This is a genomic window from Bradyrhizobium sp. SZCCHNR1098, from assembly GCF_032489375.1.
In the GTDB taxonomy this organism is placed as follows: Bacteria; Pseudomonadota; Alphaproteobacteria; order Rhizobiales; family Xanthobacteraceae; genus Bradyrhizobium.
The window spans coordinates 223,791-240,819 of sequence record NZ_JAUEXY010000002.1; the positions used below are offsets into that span (position 1 = coordinate 223,791).

Annotated in this window: 15 protein-coding genes; 6 read left to right on the forward strand and 9 right to left on the reverse strand. The window is 65.1% G+C overall.

Annotated elements, in window-relative coordinates:
- Window positions 1-25: 25 nt before the first annotated feature.
- The 5 genes from QX135_RS05230 to QX135_RS05250 form a co-directional block, all read right to left on the reverse strand.
- Window positions 26-1,624, reverse strand: a complete 1,599-nt coding sequence (locus tag QX135_RS05230) for an ABC transporter substrate-binding protein (protein WP_316160342.1) — start codon at window positions 1,622-1,624, stop codon at window positions 26-28.
- A gap of 203 nt (window positions 1,625-1,827) precedes the next feature.
- Window positions 1,828-2,907 carry a BMP family ABC transporter substrate-binding protein gene (locus tag QX135_RS05235; RefSeq protein WP_316177039.1) on the reverse strand — a complete coding sequence of 360 codons (1,080 nt, stop codon included), beginning with the start codon at window positions 2,905-2,907 and terminating at the stop codon, window positions 1,828-1,830.
- Window positions 2,908-2,988: 81 nt separating this feature from the next.
- Window positions 2,989-3,906, reverse strand: a complete 918-nt coding sequence (locus QX135_RS05240; protein ID WP_315738536.1) for an ABC transporter permease — start codon at window positions 3,904-3,906, stop codon at window positions 2,989-2,991.
- Window positions 3,893-4,984 (reverse strand): ABC transporter permease, encoded by a 1,092-nt coding sequence (locus tag QX135_RS05245; protein ID WP_315755375.1) that lies wholly within the window; start codon window positions 4,982-4,984, stop codon window positions 3,893-3,895. The genes QX135_RS05240 and QX135_RS05245 overlap by 14 nt, the downstream gene beginning before the upstream one ends.
- The gene (locus QX135_RS05250) at window positions 4,968-6,533 is read right to left on the reverse strand and encodes an ABC transporter ATP-binding protein (protein ID WP_316177038.1); all 1,566 of its coding nucleotides are present in this window, start codon (window positions 6,531-6,533) and stop codon (window positions 4,968-4,970) included. Before QX135_RS05250 ends, QX135_RS05245 begins: the two co-directional genes overlap by 17 nt.
- A gap of 569 nt (window positions 6,534-7,102) precedes the next feature.
- Here QX135_RS05250 and QX135_RS05255 point away from each other — a divergent pair.
- A complete protein-coding gene (locus QX135_RS05255) occupies window positions 7,103-8,224 on the forward strand; it encodes a hypothetical protein (RefSeq protein ID WP_315811716.1) in 1,122 nt (373 codons plus the stop codon).
- 52 nt (window positions 8,225-8,276) lie between these two features.
- Here QX135_RS05255 and QX135_RS05260 read toward each other — a convergent pair whose 3' ends face one another.
- From QX135_RS05260 to QX135_RS05270, 3 genes are all read right to left on the reverse strand, one after another.
- Complete coding sequence (locus QX135_RS05260; protein ID WP_409997674.1) at window positions 8,277-8,795, reverse strand: nucleoside deaminase; 519 nt, start codon at window positions 8,793-8,795, stop codon at window positions 8,277-8,279.
- 271 nt (window positions 8,796-9,066) lie between these two features.
- Window positions 9,067-10,203 (reverse strand): MFS transporter, encoded by a 1,137-nt coding sequence (locus QX135_RS05265; protein WP_316177036.1) that lies wholly within the window; start codon window positions 10,201-10,203, stop codon window positions 9,067-9,069.
- Window positions 10,204-10,234: 31 nt separating this feature from the next.
- A complete protein-coding gene (locus tag QX135_RS05270) occupies window positions 10,235-11,059 on the reverse strand; it encodes a DeoR/GlpR family DNA-binding transcription regulator (RefSeq protein ID WP_316177034.1) in 825 nt (274 codons plus the stop codon).
- Between the two features lie 71 nt (window positions 11,060-11,130).
- Between QX135_RS05270 and QX135_RS05275 the strand changes: the two genes are divergently transcribed.
- The 5 genes from QX135_RS05275 to QX135_RS05295 all read left to right on the forward strand — a co-directional run bounded on the left by QX135_RS05275 (window position 11,131) and on the right by QX135_RS05295 (window position 14,281).
- Window positions 11,131-12,063: a 2-dehydro-3-deoxygalactonokinase gene (locus QX135_RS05275; protein ID WP_316177032.1), complete on the forward strand. Its 933-nt coding sequence runs from the start codon at window positions 11,131-11,133 to the stop codon at window positions 12,061-12,063.
- 1 nt (window position 12,064) lies between these two features.
- The gene (locus QX135_RS05280; protein ID WP_315776012.1) at window positions 12,065-12,706 is read left to right on the forward strand and encodes a 2-dehydro-3-deoxy-6-phosphogalactonate aldolase; all 642 of its coding nucleotides are present in this window, start codon (window positions 12,065-12,067) and stop codon (window positions 12,704-12,706) included.
- 95 nt (window positions 12,707-12,801) lie between these two features.
- Complete coding sequence (locus tag QX135_RS05285; RefSeq protein ID WP_316177030.1) at window positions 12,802-13,437, forward strand: phosphatase PAP2 family protein; 636 nt, start codon at window positions 12,802-12,804, stop codon at window positions 13,435-13,437.
- Window positions 13,434-13,781 carry a DUF3147 family protein gene (locus QX135_RS05290; RefSeq protein WP_316177028.1) on the forward strand — a complete coding sequence of 116 codons (348 nt, stop codon included), beginning with the start codon at window positions 13,434-13,436 and terminating at the stop codon, window positions 13,779-13,781. The genes QX135_RS05285 and QX135_RS05290 overlap by 4 nt, the downstream gene beginning before the upstream one ends.
- Entirely contained in the window at window positions 13,781-14,281 is a 501-nt protein-coding gene (locus tag QX135_RS05295) for a DUF3147 family protein (protein WP_316177026.1), read from the forward strand. Before QX135_RS05290 ends, QX135_RS05295 begins: the two co-directional genes overlap by 1 nt.
- On the opposite strand, the gene QX135_RS05300 is transcribed toward QX135_RS05295, so the two are convergent.
- Complete coding sequence (locus QX135_RS05300) at window positions 14,262-16,916, reverse strand: flavin-containing monooxygenase (protein ID WP_316177024.1); 2,655 nt, start codon at window positions 16,914-16,916, stop codon at window positions 14,262-14,264. The genes QX135_RS05295 and QX135_RS05300 overlap by 20 nt on opposite strands.
- Between the last annotated feature and the right edge of the window lie 113 nt (window positions 16,917-17,029).

The window sequence follows — 17,029 nt, forward strand, 5'->3', positions numbered from 1 at the left end:
GAAAGCTGCTTCGCCCTGAGGTCCGCTAATCCTTGACGTCGACGCCATAGAAGCTGTGGCGTCCGAACGGCGATAGCTTGAAGTCGATCACGCGTTTGCTGACAGGCTTCAACTGCACCGCATGCGCGATCGTGAACCACGGTGCCTGCTCCTTGAAGACCACCTGGGCCTGTTCGTAGAGCTTGGCACGCTCGGCCTGGTCGCTGACGGTCTTGGCCTTTACGACCAGTTCGTCGAACGGCTTGTAGCAGAACTTTGCGATGTTCGACCCCGATCCCGCCGCCGAAGCACAGCCCAGCAAGGTGTGCAGGAAGTTGTCGGGATCGCCGTTGTCGCCGGTCCAGCCGTACATGCCCATCTGGTGCTCGCCGGCCTGCAGCCGCTTGCGGTATTCGCCCCATTCGAACGACTTGATCTCGGCCTTGACGCCGATCTTGGCGAGATCGGCCTGCATCAGCTCGGCGATGCGCTTGGCATTCGGATTGTAGGGACGCTGCACCGGCATGGCCCACAGATCGGTCTCCAGGCCGTTCGGGAATCCGGCATCGGCGAGAAGCTTCTTGGCCGCGTCGGGGTCATAGGGATCGTCCTTGACGGCGTCGTTGTAGGACCACATCGACGGCGGGATCGGGTTCTTTGCCGCGATGCCGGTCGACAAATAGACCGCGTCGATGATCGCCTGCTTGTTGATCGCCATGCTGAGTGCTTTACGCACGCGCACGTCATCGAACGGCTTCTTCTGCGTGTTGAAGGCGAGATACCCAACGTTGAGGCCCGGCTGCTCCAGCACGGTGACGTTCGGGTCCTTCCTGATCGTGTCGATATCGGCCGGGTTCGGATAGGGCATCACGTCGCATTCGCCCTTCTGCAGCTTGGCCCAGCGAACGGATGCATCCGGCGTGATCGCATAGACGAGGTCGTCGATCTTGGCCTTGCCGCCCCAATATTGGGGAAACGCCTTGTACCGGATCACGGCGTCCTTTTGATACTGTACGAGGTAGAATGGACCAGTGCCGATCGGATCCTGGTCGATCTTCTCGGGCGTACCGGCCTTCAGCATCGCGTCGGCATATTCCTTCGACTGGATCGCGGCGAACGGCATCGCGAGATCCGCGAGGAAAGGGGCTTCCGGCTGATTGAGGGTCACCTTGATCGTATAATCGTCGATCTTCTCGACCGACTTCAAAAGTTTCGGCATCGCCATGTCGCCGAAATACGAATGGTTCGGGCTCGTCACCTTGAAATAGGGATTATCCTCCTTCCATTGCCGCTCGATCGAGAACAGAATGTCGTCGGCATTGAAGTCGCGTGTCGGCTTGAACGACTTGGAGGTCGAATGCCACTTCACGCCCTTGCGGAGGTTGAACGTGTAGGTGGTGCCGTCGGGCGAGATCGTCCATGTTTCGGCGAGACCTGGCACGACTTGCGTGCTGCCGCGCTCGAACTCGACGATGCGGTTGTAGATTGGCTCATTGCCATCGAACGATGTCCCAGTTGTGTTGACACCGGGATAGAAGTTCTCCGGGCTGCCTTCCGAGCAGAAGACCAGGGTCTTGGCGAAAGCGGCTGGAGTCGTCAGTAGCGCAGACGTGCAGACGGCAACGAGCAGGATAGATCTGTTCACAGTTGGAACTCCCGGTTACGGCTGTCGAGGCATCGCAAGGTGGAGCATCATTGGACTCGACCCAGACGATGCGGCCGTACCACACGATGCATTCGGGTAACGATCTACCTCATCATTCGTCGTAACAAAAGGTCCAACTCAAATGTGAGTACCGATCACCCTGCCGCAGCAGAGCTGCAGGGTGATCGGCAGCTCCAGCTTGATTACTTGCCCGGCACCTTGTCGTCGATGCCCTTGACGTAGAAGTTCATGCCGAGGATCTGGCCGTCGGCGAGATGGTCGCCGCCCTTGCACTCGATCTCCTTGCCGTCCTGGCCGAGCACCGGGCACTTGAACGGGTGCAGCTTGCCGGCGGTGATCGCCGCCTGGGCCTCCTCCGCCAGCTTCTTCACGTCATCGGGCATGTTGGTGTAGGGCGCCATCTCGAACATCTTGGAATCGAGGCCGCCCCAGGTGTCCTCCGACTTCCAGGTGCCGTCGAGCTCGGCCTTGACGCGCGCGATGTAGTAGGGGCCCCAGGTGTCGAGGATCGAGGTGAGCTGCGCCTTGGGGCCGAACTTGATCATCTCGGAGTCCTGGCCGAAGGCGAGCTTGCCGCGCTCGGCTGCGATCTGCATCGCGGCCGGGCTGTCGGTGTGCTGCATGATGATGTCGGCGCCCTGGTCGATCAGCGCCTTGGCGGCGTCGGCTTCCTTGCCCGGGTCGAACCAGGTGTTGGCCCAGATGATCTTGACCTTGATGTTCGGGTTGATCGTCTGCGCGCCGATGATCGTGGCGTTGATGCCCGAAATGACCTCCGGGATCGGGAACGAGCCGATATAGCCGAGCACGCCGGCCTTCGACATCTTGCCGGCGATGATGCCCTGAATGTAGCGGCCCTGATACCAGCGCGCCGAATAGGTCGACATGTTCTTGTCGCGCTTGTAGCCAGTGGCGTGCTCGAAATGCACGTTGGGATATTTCTTGGCGACCTTCAGGGTCGGGTCCATGTAGCCGAACGAGGTCGTGAAGATCAGCTTGTTGCCGGCGCGGACCAACTGCTCGATGGCGCGCTCGGAGTCGGGGCCTTCCGGCACATTCTCGAGATAGGTCGTCTCGATCTTGTCACCGAGCTCCTTCACTAGCGCCTGGCGCGCGAGCTCATGCTGATAGGTCCAGCCGAGGTCGCCGATCGGCCCGAGGTAGATGAAGCCGATCTTCAGCTTGTCGGCGGCGTGCGCCACGCCGGCGATGCTTCCCGCCAGCACCAACGCGGCGGCAGCCCCCAGAAGCCTTTTCATCATCGTCAATATCTCCAAACAGTCGGGGGGAAACCTCGTGAGCCAGAGCGTCGCGCCCCATCGCTGGCGCTCCGGATGATTGCTTCAGCGATCCGGCACGAACACCGTCCCCAGCGCCGCCGGCGCGGTGGAGCCGCCGGTGCGGGCGCGCGACAGCAGCACCAGGACGATCACGGTGGCGAGGTACGGCAGCGCCGACATGAACTGCGAGGGGATGCCGACGCCGGCGCCTTGCGCATGCAGCTGCAGGATCGTCACCGCACCGAACAGATAGGCGCCGATGACGAGGCGGCCCGGCCGCCAGGATGCGAACACGACCAGCGCCAGCGCGATCCAGCCGCGCCCCGCGGTCATTCCAGGAATGAAGAACGGCGTGTAGGCGAGCGGCAGATAGGCGCCGGCAAGCCCGGCGCAACCGCCGCCGAACAACACCGCTAGCAAACGGATGCGCAGCACGGGATAGCCGAGCGCGTGGGCGGAGACATGGTTGTCGCCGCAGGCGCGCAGCACCAGGCCGGCACGGGTGCGGTACAGGAACCACCAGACGGCGATGATCAAGGCGAGCGACAGATAGACGAACGCGTCCTCGCCGAACACGATACGGCCGACCAGCGGGATGTCGCTGAGGCCGGGGATGGAGAGGTGCGGCGCGGTGCTGATGCGCTCGCCGACGAAGCGCGCGCCGATCAGGCCGGACAGACCGATGCCGAGGATGGTCAGCGCGAGGCCCGTCGCCACCTGGTTCACGGCGAGGCCAAGGGTCATGAACGCGAAGATCAACGACATCAGCATGCCGGCGACGATGCCGCACAGCGCACCGACGATGATCGAGCCGGACAGCCAGGCCCCACCGAAGCCGCAGGCCGCGCCGACGATCATCATGCCCTCGACGCCGAGATTGAGGACACCCGAGCGCTCTGTGACCAGCTCACCGGTGGCCGCCAGCAGCAGCGGCGTCGATGCGGCGAGCACCGACAGGATGATTGCTTCAACCAGCACCACTTTGCACCTGCCGCGCGGCCAAGACGAGCTTGAAACGGTAGAGGATGAGCGAATCGCAGGCGAGCACGTAGAACAGCAGGATGCCCTGGAACACCTTGGTCACATCGAGTGGAATCTTCATCGTGATCTGGGCCTGCTCGCCGCCAATGAACGTCAACGCGAGGAAAAGCCCTGCAATGAATATTCCAACCGGGTTGAGCCGCCCGAGAAAGGCCACGATGATCGCGGTGAAACCATAGCCCGGCGAGATGCCGGGCTGCAGATGTCCGATGGGGCCCGCCACCTCGATGATCCCTGCGAGACCGGCCAATGCGCCCGACACGGCGAACGTCAGAAGGATGAGCTGGTTCGCATTGAAGCCGCCGAACCGCGCCGCACGCGGCGCCACGCCCACGACTCGGATCTCGAACCCCTTGATGGTGCGCTCGAGCAGCACGAAGGCGCCGGCAACGACAATCAGCGCGATGATGCTGCCGAGATGCAGGCGTCCGCCCTCGATCAGCACGGGTACGGTCGCGACCGGATCGAACTCCGCCGTTGTGGGGAAGTTGAAGCCGGCGGGGTCGCGCCAGGGGCCGCGGACGAGATAGTCGAGCAGGAGATCGGCGACGTAGACCAGCATCAGGCTGGTGAGGATCTCGCTGGCGCCGAACTTGACGCGACACAGCGCCGGGATCAGCGCATAGAGGGCGCCGGCCGCGGCACCTGCGACCAGCATCGCCGGCAGCACCCAGTGTCCCGCCTCGGTGCCCTGCGTCTTCACCGCGATCCAGCTGCCGGCTACGGCCCCGATCAGGAACTGGCCCTCGGCACCGATGTTCCAGGCGTTGGCGAGGTAGCACAGCGACAGGCCGATCGCGATCATCACCAGCGGCGTGGCCTTCACCGCGATCTCCTGCAGCGAGTACCCGTCGGTGAGCGGCGCGATGAAGTAGACGCCGAGCGCAGTGATCGGGTTCTTACCGAGCACGGCGAACAGCACGCTCATGGTGACGAGCGTCAGCCCGATCGCGATCAGCGGCGAAACCAGCGCAATGATGCGCGAGCGCTCGGCGCGCTTCTCAAGCACGAGCTGCATGCGCGGCCTCCTTCTCGATGCTGGCGCCGCCCATCAACAGGCCGAGCTTTTCGCGCGTCGCCTCCGCGCGTGGCAGCGCCTTCGAAAGCTGCCCGTGAAACATCACGGCGATGCGGTCGGCGATCTCGATGAGTTCGTCGAGGTCCTGGCTGGTCACGAGGACGGCAGCGCCCGCGCTGGCGAGATCGATCAGCGCCTGGCGGATGATCGCGGCGGCGCCGGCGTCGACGCCCCAGGTCGGCTGGTTGACGACCAGCACCGCCGGCGTGCGCAGGATCTCGCGGCCGACGACGAACTTCTGCAGATTGCCGCCGGACAGGCTCGCCGCTTCCGGATCGCGCTTCGCCTTGCGGACATCGAATGTCTCGGTGGTGCGATCGACGGTCCGCAGCGTCGCTGCCGCGTTGATGAAGCCGTGCCGGACCATGTCGCTGGCAGCGTGTCCCGTCAGCAGCGCATTCTCCGATAGCTTCATCCGCGGGGCGGTGCCGTGCCCCAGCCGCTCCTCCGGCACGAAGGCGGCTCCCATCTTGCGGCGCTGGCTGATCGAGAGATTGCCGCAGGCGAGGCCCTCGATGATGATCGTGCCGGGCTCCTTGACGAGGCGTTCGCCGGACAGCGCAGCAAACAGCTCGTCCTGGCCGTTGCCGGCGACACCGGCAATGCCGAGGATCTCGCCGCCCTTCAGTTCGAAGGAAATGTTCTTGAGGCCCACGCCATGCAGCTCGCTGGGGGCGAGGGTGAGATCATTGACGACTAGGCGCGGCACGGTGGTGCGCCGCTCGGCCGGCGGCTTCACTTCCTTGATCTCGGTCCCCACCATCATGCGGGCCAGCGAGGCAGCCGTCTCCAGCTTCGGATTGCAGGTCGCGACCTTCCTGCCGCTGCGCAGGATGGTGGCGGTGTCGCACAGCCGCTTCACCTCCTCGAGCTTGTGGCTGATGTAGAGGATGGCGCGGCCTTCTGCTTTCAGTCGCTCCAGCACGACGAATAGCTGGTCGGCCTCCTGCGGCGTCAACACGGCGGTGGGCTCGTCCAGGATTAGGAATTTCGGACTCTGCATCAGCGCCCGCACGATCTCGATGCGCTGCCGCTCGCCGACCGACAAATGCCAGACCTCGCGCTTCGGATCGAGCGGCAGTCCGTAGTCGCGCGCGACGTCCGCGAGCCGCGCTGACATGGCCTTGAATGGCTCTTTGCCGTCGAGCCCGAGCGCCACGTTCTCAGCCACGGTGAGGTTGTCGAACAGGGAGAAATGCTGAAACACCATGCCGATGCCGAGAGATCGCGCCTCGGCCGGGCCGGACAGCTTGATGGGCACACCCTGCCAGCGCAACTCACCGGCGCTCGGCTGCACCAGTCCGTAGATCGTCTTCACCAGCGTCGACTTGCCGGCACCGTTTTCGCCAAGCAAGGCGTGAATCTCGCGTGGCCGGATCTCGATGTCGATCTTGTCGTTGGCAAGGAAGTCGCCATAGCGCTTGGTCAACCCGATCGTCTGCAGGAGCGGAGGCGTAGGGTTCGGATCGGCCGGCGCGGGTTCAGGCATTTGCTGCGTCGTGGGCAGGGGAACGAAGATGCCTCAATTGTGATCTAATTTTCCGCGGCGCGTAAGAGGCGAAAAGCGCCATCCTCTGCCCAACTCTTGTCCAAGCGCCCATCGCGCGGCGATCGGCGAATGCAGCGCGCCCTTGGTTGCAAGCAACGTACGCTGCAATCAGCTGTGATCGATAAAGCTCTGTGGCACTTTTGAGACACTGGCCGGAAATCGATCCGCCGCAGCAAGCTGCACGTTGGATGAGCAGCGTCATCCAATGCGCGTCAGGGGCGCGCTTGCGCGCAGGCTTGCTCGCGAAAGCGCGCGGAAGGCCACGCGGGGGGCTTTCGGAAAAACTTCTGCAATGTGAAGCAGCAAGATCGGAATTTGGGAGCATCGCGGCCGCGGCCAATCGTCCCATGTTCAGGCCAGCATCTGCTGTCGTCGCCGCTGCAATACGGCGGAACCTTGATCAAACTGCGGGCAAGTCCTGGAGAAAGTTGAGGCTTCTCCAGCCGGTCGAACGGCGCAACTGTGCATGCAAGTCGGGAATCGGCGCTTGTCAACTGGGGGTGTTCTGAATGTCGTTACGTCAAACAATCGCGGCGGCCGTCGCGCTGGGCGCGGTAGCGCTTAGCTCAGTCGGTGTCGCAGGGGCTGCTGACCTGCCCGCCAAGGCGATCGCGAAGAAGGCTCCGGCCGAGGTGCCGTTCTTCCTCGTCGTCGATAATCGCGTCAGCTACTCCTACATCTTCAATGCCAGCCAGCCTGGTGCATGGAGCGTCAACGGCAACGGCACGTTCAACGCCAAGACCGCCAAGCAGGTCTATTCGTTCACCCATTTCGACGTCTGGGGTTACGGCACCAACTTCTTCACGATCTCGCTGTTCAAGTCGGACCACAACGACCCGGCGGGGCCCTGCACGCAGACCGGCGGCATCGTCTCGCCCAACGCGGGCTTCGCGTTCACGCCGGCGAGCTGCGCCGGTGCGACCGAGATCTACGGCCTGTTCCGCTCGACCTTCGGCTGGAACCAGATCTTCAACACCAAGGCCTTCACGGTGGGGCCGCTGCAGAACATCTCGTTCGAAGTGGGCATGGATGCCAATACCGAGAACCGCTACTTCGGCGCGGCCAAGCGTGACGTCGTCGCCGGTCTGCAGTTCGCGTTCAACCTGCCTTACAAGGGCTACTTCAACGTCGCTCCCTTGATGTACTGGGAGTTCGCCAACCACAACTCGTTCTCGCAGTGCGGCGCCGGCTGGTCGAACCCCTGCATCTCCGACGGCAACACCTCGTTCAAGCCAACCTGGGCGGTCGAGACCAACTACTACATGGATCTCGGCTTCCTGCCAGAGAGCATGCAGTTCTTCTCGATCTCGGGTCGCGCCGGCTGGTACGGCAAGAAGGGCACCGATACCGAGCCGCTCCCGGCCAGCGTCGCGAACGGCGTCTATCCGACCAAGGTCGAGTTCAACTCCGAGCCGATCCGCCTGACCTTCGATGCGTCGAAGGCGATGTGGGGTGAGAAGCAGAGCCACATGATCGACGTCTGGGTGGCCTATCGCTACTGGCAGAACAAGTTCGGCCTCGACCACAACAACGCGGTCGGCTGCTCCGTCGCCGGTGGCGGCGGCACTCGCGTCGCCACGGGCGCTTGCACCGAGTCGTCGCTCTACTCGGGCGTGACCGTGAAGTTCTGATACGGATCGAAGCACTCGAAGAGGGCGCCGCGGCTCGGTCGCGGCGCCTGCTTCATTTGTCCCAGGCTCCTTCATGCAGCGCCGCGGCTTCCTCCTCCAACAAGGGGCCGACAATCTCGGTTGCGCGCTGGCCGCTCGCGAACACCTCGCGGCAGGGCAGGTCGAGCGTCGGGTTCTCCGGATGGTTGCCGGTAAGGTCGCGTAGCCGCCGCTCGCTGAGGCCGTAGACCACGCGTCCGATGCCGGCCCAGTAGATGGCGCCCGCGCACATCGCGCACGGCTCTGCCGACGAATACAGCGTAGCCACAGCTCTGATCTCGGGGGCAATCGACGTGCAGGCCTGCGTCGCGACCAGTCGTTCTGCGTGCGCTGTGGCATCGCGCGCTGGCAGGTAGCCGTTTTCACTTTCGATCAGGACCCTGCCGTCAGCATCGACGAGAATGGCGGCGAACGGATGATTGCCGTGTGACATCGAGCGGAGGGCGACAGCGAAGCTGTGGCGCAGGAAATGCGCGTCGCGCGCCTGTGTGTCGGCAAATCCGTCTTCGTCCGCAGGGGCCTCGCCATCGATCTCCACTAGACTGCTCCGCTGTCTGTCCGGCGATCCTGAGCCGTCCGGATGAGCTTCGCAAGGGAGGCGATGTCTGCAACCTGCGTTGCGGGGCGGCGCACGAAGCGGGGCAGGCGGGCAGGCTACGATGGCCGCGAACGCGGATTCCAGGATTGCCGTCTACGCCGCGCCGACGATGATGAGAATGAGAGTAACGATATTGGGTGCGCGTCCGATTCTGCTCTTGGCTGGGGCATGAGATGCGTATCAAAGCCAAGCACCGGGCTCGTTCCTAATTTGGCGCAGCTACGACGCGTGGTGCGCTCAGCAGCACAATGACGAGCAGTGCGGCCAACATCCAGAACGCGGCCGGCAGGCTGGTGGCCGCGGCGACGAAGCCGATGCCGGCGGGCCCAAGCAGTACGCCGGAGTAGCCGGCGGTGGTGACGGCGGCGACGGCCAGCCCGACCGGCATCGCGGTCTGCGCGCCGGCCCGGCGGAACAGCACCGGGACCAGGTTCGATGCACCCAAGCCGATCAGCGCGAAGCCGGCCATGGCAGCAACAATCCAGGGAACCGCGAGCAGCACGACGAAGCCGGTGATCGCGATGACGCTGCCCCCCAGCAACGTCGCGCGATCGCCGATCCGTGCAACCACGGCATCGCCGACGAGACGCCCGGCGGTCATTGCGATCGAGAACATGATGTAGCCCAGCCCGGCTTGCGCGGCCGGCAGGCGGCCCGACCCGGCGAGCAACAGCGCGCTCCAGTCGAGCATCGCACCCTCGACCAGGAACATGATCGCGGCGAGCGCCGCCAGCAGCAGCACTGCGCCGTGAGGAAGCACGAGCAGAGGGCCCGATTGCGCCGGTTTGCTCGCTATCAGTCGTGGGGCAGCCACGGTCATCGCGGCCAGGGCGAGCGCACAGCAGGCGAGCGTGCCGAGCAGCGGCGCGACATCGAACGCGAGCAGCGCAGTCATGACGCCGGAGCCTGCGAAGCCGCCGATGCTGAACTGCGCGTGGAAGCCGGACATCAGCGGACGCTCGCTCAGCCGCTCGACGTCGATCGCCTGGATGTTCACGGCGACGTCGAGCGAGCCGAGCGCCGCGCCAAAGGCGAACAGCGCAAGCCCGAGCGTGGCTGGCGTTGAGGCGATCGTCAGCGGGGGCAGCAGCATGCTCAAGGCGATGCCGCTGACGATGACGACGGGCTTGCTGCCGTAGCGGGCGCTCAGGAGACCTGCCGCCAACATCGATGCGACCGAGCCCACGCCGAGCGAGAGCAGCAGCAGCCCGAGCGTCGCATCGTCGACCCCCAGCCGCTGCTTGGCGAACGGCACCAGCGGCGCCCAGCAGGCGATGCAGAAGCCGGCGACGAAAAAGGCCAGGCGTGTCGCGAGCCGCGCCGCGCGGTGATCCGAACTCATCTGGAAGGTTTCTGAAACTCCGAAGGCGCCGTCATCCGGGCGGGGTGGCGGTCATGATGGTAGCTCCCGCCCGTCTGAGCAGGGCGAGTCGGGCCGCCGGCGCATCATGCTCGACGGTGAGCTGGCTGATCGTCTTGGCGCCGGCGATACGGTGGGGGGCTCGGGTCTCGAGCTTCTCGTTGGTGACCATTGCGACGCTTACGCGGCTCAGCGACAGCAGCGTTCGCTTGAACGTTGCGTCAGTCGGATCAACCGCGCTGATGCCGCCTTGCGCCGATACAGCGCAGGCGCCGATGAAGCAGCGGTCGATGTTCAAGCGCTGTACCTGCATGATGGCGTCGGCGTCGACACAGCCGCCGACTGCGGGGTGAACGGAGCCGCCGATCACGATCAACTGCAGGTCCTGCCGATGCAGCACGGTTGCGGCAATGTCGATGGCGTTGGTCGCGACGGTGAGATCGAAATCATCGGGCAGGACTTCAGCGAGGGCGAGATTGGTGCTGCCACTATCGAGGAAGAGAAACTCCCCACGCGCGATGTTGCGGGCGGCCGACCGGGCGAGCGCCAGCTTGCGTTCGCGATCTTGCCCGATACGCGCCGCCATCGGTGCCATGCCGCCGGCGATGGGCAATGCGCCGCCATACACGCGGCGGCAGCGTCCTTCGGCGGCAAGCGCGCGAAGATCGCGCCGGATCGCATCCTCGGAGACGCCGAATTCGTCGGCGAGGGCGGTCGCGATGACCGCTTGCCCCGCAGAGAGGCGGCCGGCGATCTGGTCGCGGCGCGCCAGTGGAAGGTCTGACATGCCGCTTGTTACCATGCACGAACAAGAATAACAACGTGCATAATCGTGCATGATGCAATTTGTTGTTTGCGTGGCCCGCCCGGCGTGCCATTGCCAGATGTGGAAGTGTTCGGGAGCAGGATGTGACCGCCGTCTATTCGTCAGCAACGCCGGCCTTTGTCGCCGTCGACTGGGGAACCTCCAGTTTCCGTGCCTGGCTTATGGCCGGAGACGGGACGGGGCTTGCCGAGAGCCGTGGTGGCGAGGGCATGCTGCATTGCGCGACATCAGGCTTCGCGCCGGTGCTGCGCGATCATCTGGCGAAGCTTGGCGCACCGGCCGATGTTCCGGTGCTGATCTGCGGCATGGCCGGCGCGCGGCAAGGCTGGGTCGAGGCGCCGTATCTGCACACGCCCACCCGTCTGGATGCGCTGTATGCCGGAGCGATCAGTGTCGACGCCGACCGCGACGTCAGAATTCTGCCGGGACTGGCGCAGGTTCGCGCGGACCGGCCGGACGTGATGCGCGGCGAGGAAACCCAGCTGCTCGGAGTCACCGAGCCGGATTTCACTGGGATCGTCTGCATTCCGGGCACCCACAGCAAATGGATCCAGATCGATGCCGGCGTGGTGATCGACTTCGCCACCTACATGACCGGTGAGCTGTTCGCGGTGGTCTCTCAGCATAGCATCCTGATGCATGCCGTCGAACCGGAAGCCTCGACCGTCGAGCACGACACGGCGTTCCGCGAGAGCCTCGCGGCGGCGCTGGCCGCGCCGACGGCACTGACGAACGCGCTGTTCCGGCTGCGCGCGGCGCAGCTCCTCGGCTTCGAGCGGCGGTCCGATGGAACTGCAAGGCTCTCCGGGATTCTGATCGGCAGCGAAATCGCCGATGCGCGAGCGCGGTTCGGCGCCGAGCTTCCACTCCGGTTGATCGGAGCGGGCCGGCTCGGCCGCCTCTATGGCGAGGCGCTGGCCGCTGCTGGTTTCGACGTGAATGAATGCGATGCCGAACAGGCGTCACGCCGCGGCCTGCTCAAGGCCGCGCGGCAGATCTGGGGAGCGCGTTTCTGAAATGACACAGTCCGTCGCCTGGCCGCATGTGAAGCGGTCGCTCGTTGCGATCCTGCGCGGTATCAAACCCGACGAGTCCGAGGCCATCGTCGATGTCCTGATCGAAGCCGGTTTCGAGCTGATCGAGGTTCCTCTCAACTCGCCGGAACCGTTCGTCTCGATCGAGCGTCTGGCATCTCGGTTCGGCAAGGACTGCCTGATCGGCGCAGGAACGGTCGTCAATGCCGCGGATTGCGTGCGCGTTGCGGAGGCCGGCGGGCGCCTGATGGTCAGCCCGAACGTCGACGTCGAAGTGCTGGCGACGGCGCAGGCCTATGACATGGTGACCATGCCCGGGGTCTTCACGCCGACCGAGGCCTTTCTGGCTTTGCATTGCGGCGCCTCGGCCCTGAAATACTTTCCGGCGTCAGTGCTCGGTCCGTCGGGGATTGCAGCGCAACTTGCAGTCCTGCCGAAAGGCGTCGTGGTCGGCGCCGTCGGCGGTGTGTCGGACAAGACGCTCGCCTCCTACGTCGCCGTCGGCGTGCGCGCCTTCGGTCTCGGCTCGAGCCTGTACAAGCCGGGCATGAGCGCGAGCGATGTGCGGGAGACAGCTCGAGCCTCGGTCGAGGCGTATGACGAGGCTATTCGCGGTCAGGGCTGAGCTGGTAACTCGTGACAGTTTCGTGACTGTTCCCGAAACCCGTTGTGAGGGCTCGGCGTTGTAGGTGAACATATTGTTCGTCCTTCGCAAGTGCCATGATCCGCGCCATCGGGAAGAAGATCACACCGGCAATTTCGGTGCCCTTTCGCAAGCAAAGTTCCGCCACGGCCATCCACGTCGAGCCGACCAAGGCGGACCGCATCATTGCGGACGTAGCTGCACGAACCACGGAGCCGTGGCTGCAAAAGCTCGCACGCGGCCTCGCGTGGGGTGCGGACGAGAAGGTGTGGTTGGCCCTGACATCGGTGGCTTGGCTGGTGACGCGCAGCCAAAGCAGCCGCGTTCGTGCGACGACCACTCATGCATTGGTGGTCACGGTTGCGGCTTCGGCTCTGCCGCATGCCTTGAAGGCCATCTTCGATCAGACCCGGCCGGATCGCACCACCTTGCGCGGCCATCTCCACGGCGTGGCGCCGTCCGGCCATGCACAGGACGCCTTTCCCTCGGGACATGCGCTGCACATGGGTGCGCTCTACTCCGCCGCCGGTCCGCTGCCGGCACGCGCAAGGATTGCGGTGAGGAGTGCTGCCGTCGGGCTCAGCATCACGCGCGTGATGCTGCTTGCGCATTGGGCCAGCGACGTCGTTGTCGGATTCATGCTCGGCGCTGCCCTCGAGCGCAGCTTGCGCCCGTGGACCGGCTACGAACCACCGGGAGCAAGCCGGACATGACCGAATACGTCATCCGCTTCCTGATCGGCGGCGTCATCGTTTCGGCATTCGCGATGATTGGCGACGTGCTGCGTCCGAAGAGCTTTGCCGGATTGTTCGGAGCCGCGCCCTCGGTTGCGCTGGCGACGCTTGGCATTGCGATCGTCACACATGACGCCGCCTACGCGGCGGTCCAGAGCCGTTCGATGATGTTCGGCGCCGTCGCGCTCTGTCTCTACAGCATGATCGTGTGCCAACTGCTGATGCGGCTGCATCTGCGCGCGTCGACTGCGAGCCTGCTCGCGACGGTCGTCTGGCTGGTGGCGGCGCTCGGACTCCAGGCGGTCTTCTCCGGAGGCGCGTGATGCTGATCCGCATCTCGCCCGCGGCGCTGAAGGACGGCAAGTGGCACGAATATGTCATCCGCTTCGCGCTGGGCGGCGCCGCGACAGCCGCCACGGGGCTCATTGCCAAGGCCTTCGGTCCTGCGATCGGCGGCCTCTTCCTGGCATTGCCCGCCATCTTCTGCGCCAGCGTCACCCTGATCGAGGCGCACGAGATCAGGCGTAAGCGCCAACAGGGATTCTTCGGCGAGCGGCGCGGACGCGAAGCGGCTGCGCTCGACACCGTAGGCGCGGTGCTCGGCAGCCTCGGCATGCTGGCGTTCGCGGCCGTATTCTCCACGCTGGTTCAGCTAAGCGTCGCGACCGCCTTCGCCGCCGCAACAACGGCGTGGCTCGTCGTCTCGGTGACAGCGTGGGCGATCCGACGCAAGCTGCGTGTCGCAGCAACGGCCCGCAAGGCTGCGGGCCGTTGCGATACTGCTCGGCCGCAGCCTCCGCTGGTCAGCTCGCGGCGGCGTTGATCTCCAGCGATTCGCCTTCTTCCGCAGACTGGGTGAACGCCTGCAGCGCCTCCGCCATCCGCATGCGGCCGCCGACGCCGGTGATGACGACGTCGACCATCATGAACGACGAATGGAAGTGGCCGTGCGCCTTGAGCTGTCCGACCGGCACGCCCGCGGCGGCGAGGGCTTCCGCATAGGCAATCCCCTCGTCGCGCAGCGGATCGAACTCGCAGGTGACGATGTAGGCCGGCGGCAGGCCCTGCAGCTTGCCCCGCAACGGCGATGCGCGCGGATCGGTGCGATCCGCCGGCGAGCAGTAGATGTCCCAGAACCAGTATATCAGCGACCGCGTCAGGAAGTAGCCGGTCGCATTGTCCGTGTAGGACGGACGATCGAAGCTGCAGTCGGTGGCCGGGCACAGCAGCAGCTGGCCGCCGATATCAGGCCCGCCGCGATCTCGCGCGAGCTGGCAGGTGACCGCCGCGATGTTGCCGCCGGCGCTCCAGCCTGCCACCAGCACCGTTCCCTCGCGTCCGCCGAGCTCGGCGGCGTGCTCGGCCACCCAGCGCGTCGCCGCGTAGCCGTCCTCAGCCGCCGCCGGGAAGCGGTGCTCGGGCGCATGGCGATAGTTCACGCTGACGAAAATCATGTTGGAGCGGCGGCACATGTCGCGGCAGAACGGATCATCCGACTGCTCGTCGCCGAGGACCCAGCCGCCGCCATGAAAGTACACCACGATCGGATGCGGGCCGGGCGTCGCCGGACGATAGAGCCGGTAGGCCAGGTGACCATCAGCGCCCTGCAATGTGCCATCCTTGACTTCGCCAACGGGACGTCCAGGCGGCCTCGTCGCGTTGAATTGCGCGACGAATTCACGGGCGCCGGCCGCGCCCATTGATTCGATCGGCGGCAGGTTCATCTCGGCCAGCATGTTCAGCACCAGCCGGACATCCGGCTGCAGCCGCACGATCTCGCCGTCATTGCATTGGGACGCGCCGTTCGGACCTGACAGCTTGAAGCCGAGCATGCCGCGGCTGACGATCTCGTTGCAGATGCCGCGATAGGGGCCGACGCCGCCGGTGTAAGGCATCAGCGTCTGCGGCTTGCCCGGCACGTTGGCGCCGGTGTACCAGGTGTTGGCGAGCCGATGCAGCGTCACGGTCGCGCAGTCTGCCATGTGGCGCGCCCAGCCGGCCTGCGCGGTCTCCGTGGGCTCAATGGTGGTGAAGCCGTCCTCGCGAAGGGCGATGAGACGGTCGACCACCCAGTCGACATGCTGCTCGATCGAGACCGCCATGTTCGACAGCACTGACGGGCTGCCGGGACCCGTGATCAGGAACAGATTGGGAAAGTCCGCGACCGTGAGTCCGAGATAGGTTTGCGGTCCGTTGGCCCAGACATCCTCAAGTGATTTGCCGCCGCGCCCGGTGATCGGATGCACGGCGCGGATCGCACCGGTCATGGCGTCGAAGCCGGTCGCGAACACGATGACGTCGATGTCGAAGCTGCGCCTGTCGGTCTTGATGCCATCAGCGGTGATGGATGTGATCGGCTCCTGGCGCAGATTGACCAGCGTGACATTGGGGCGATTGAACGTCTGATAGTAGTTGGTGTCGAGGCAGGGGCGTTTGGCGCCGAACGGATGGTCATGGGGCGTGAGCGCAGCAGCGGTCTCGGGATCCTTGACGATCTCGTGGATCTTCTCGCGGATGAGATCGGCGAGCAGCGCGTTGCCGTCGGGGTCGACGCCCTGGTCGGCCCAGAGCTGCGTCAGCATGCCGACGAGGTCGCCAGAGGCCCACAGCTTCTCGAAGCGCTCGCGGCGCTCGGCCTCGCTCATCTGCCAGCTGAACTCGGTGGCCGGCGGAATCGGCACGCCGGTCATCGACCAGCGCGCCTGCTGGCGCAGCCCGTTGCGATCCTCTGCAAGCTGCGCGGCGCGATCGGCCGGGAGCGGACCATTATGCGCAGGCAGTGCGAAGTTCGGCGTGCGCTGGAACACCGTGAGCTGCGCTGCCTGCTCGGCGATGAGCGGGATCGACTGGATGCCGGAGGAGCCGGTGCCGATCACGGCCACGCGCTTGCCGCGGAGGTCGACGCCATCGTGCGGCCAGCGGCTGGTGAAGTAGATCTCGCCCTTGAAGTCGTGCACACCGTCGATTTCCGGCGGCTTCGGCTGCGACAGGCAGCCGGTCGCCATGATGTAGTGGCGGCAGGAGACGGCGGGGCCCTTGTCGGTCGTCAGCAGCCAGCGCTCCTTGGCATCGTCCCAGGAGGCGCCGAGGACACGGGTGCCGAAGCGGATGTCGCGGCGCAGATCGTAGCGGTCGGCGACGAAGCCAAGATAGCGCAGGATCTCCGGCTGGGTGGCGTATTTCTCCGACCATTGCCAGGCCTTCTCGAGCTCGGGATCGAAGGTGTAGCTGTAGTCGACGGTCTGGATGTCGCAGCGCGCGCCGGGATAGCGGTTCCAGTACCAGGTGCCGCCGACGTCGTTTGCCGTGTCCAGCGTCACGGTCGAGAAGCCCGCCTTGCGCAGGCGGTGCAGCAGGTACAGCCCCGCAAATCCGGCACCCACGACGGCTACATCGACCGTCTGCGTTTCACCGGCCGACACCTCCGACGCGCGTGTCTCGACAACCCCGTCTGACATGCTGACCTCCCGATGATTTTGTGATTGGAAGAAAGGCTAGCTCTGCTCGCATGGTTTGTCAGCAGCCAAAACAGCGATCTCCGGTTGTTGCAGTGCAGGCCGTGCGGTGCGGC

Bases quoted from the DNA above. Each gene is read 5' to 3' on its own strand.
- QX135_RS05235 (WP_316177039.1), bottom strand. From the start codon at position 2,907: ATGATGAAAAGGCTTCTGGGGGCTGCCGCCGCGTTGGTGCTGGCGGGA.
- QX135_RS05245 (WP_315755375.1), bottom strand. From the start codon at position 4,984: ATGCAGCTCGTGCTTGAGAAGCGCGCCGAGCGCTCGCGCATCATTGCG.
- QX135_RS05250 (WP_316177038.1), bottom strand. From the start codon at position 6,533: ATGCCTGAACCCGCGCCGGCCGATCCGAACCCTACGCCTCCGCTCCTG.
- QX135_RS05255 (WP_315811716.1), top strand. From the start codon at position 7,103: ATGTCGTTACGTCAAACAATCGCGGCGGCCGTCGCGCTGGGCGCGGTA.
- QX135_RS05265 (WP_316177036.1), bottom strand. From the start codon at position 10,203: ATGAGTTCGGATCACCGCGCGGCGCGGCTCGCGACACGCCTGGCCTTT.
- QX135_RS05270 (WP_316177034.1), bottom strand. From the start codon at position 11,059: ATGCACGATTATGCACGTTGTTATTCTTGTTCGTGCATGGTAACAAGC.
- QX135_RS05280 (WP_315776012.1), top strand. From the start codon at position 12,065: ATGACACAGTCCGTCGCCTGGCCGCATGTGAAGCGGTCGCTCGTTGCG.
- QX135_RS05285 (WP_316177030.1), top strand. From the start codon at position 12,802: ATGATCCGCGCCATCGGGAAGAAGATCACACCGGCAATTTCGGTGCCC.
- QX135_RS05290 (WP_316177028.1), top strand. From the start codon at position 13,434: ATGACCGAATACGTCATCCGCTTCCTGATCGGCGGCGTCATCGTTTCG.
- QX135_RS05295 (WP_316177026.1), top strand. From the start codon at position 13,781: ATGCTGATCCGCATCTCGCCCGCGGCGCTGAAGGACGGCAAGTGGCAC.
- QX135_RS05300 (WP_316177024.1), bottom strand. From the start codon at position 16,916: ATGTCAGACGGGGTTGTCGAGACACGCGCGTCGGAGGTGTCGGCCGGT.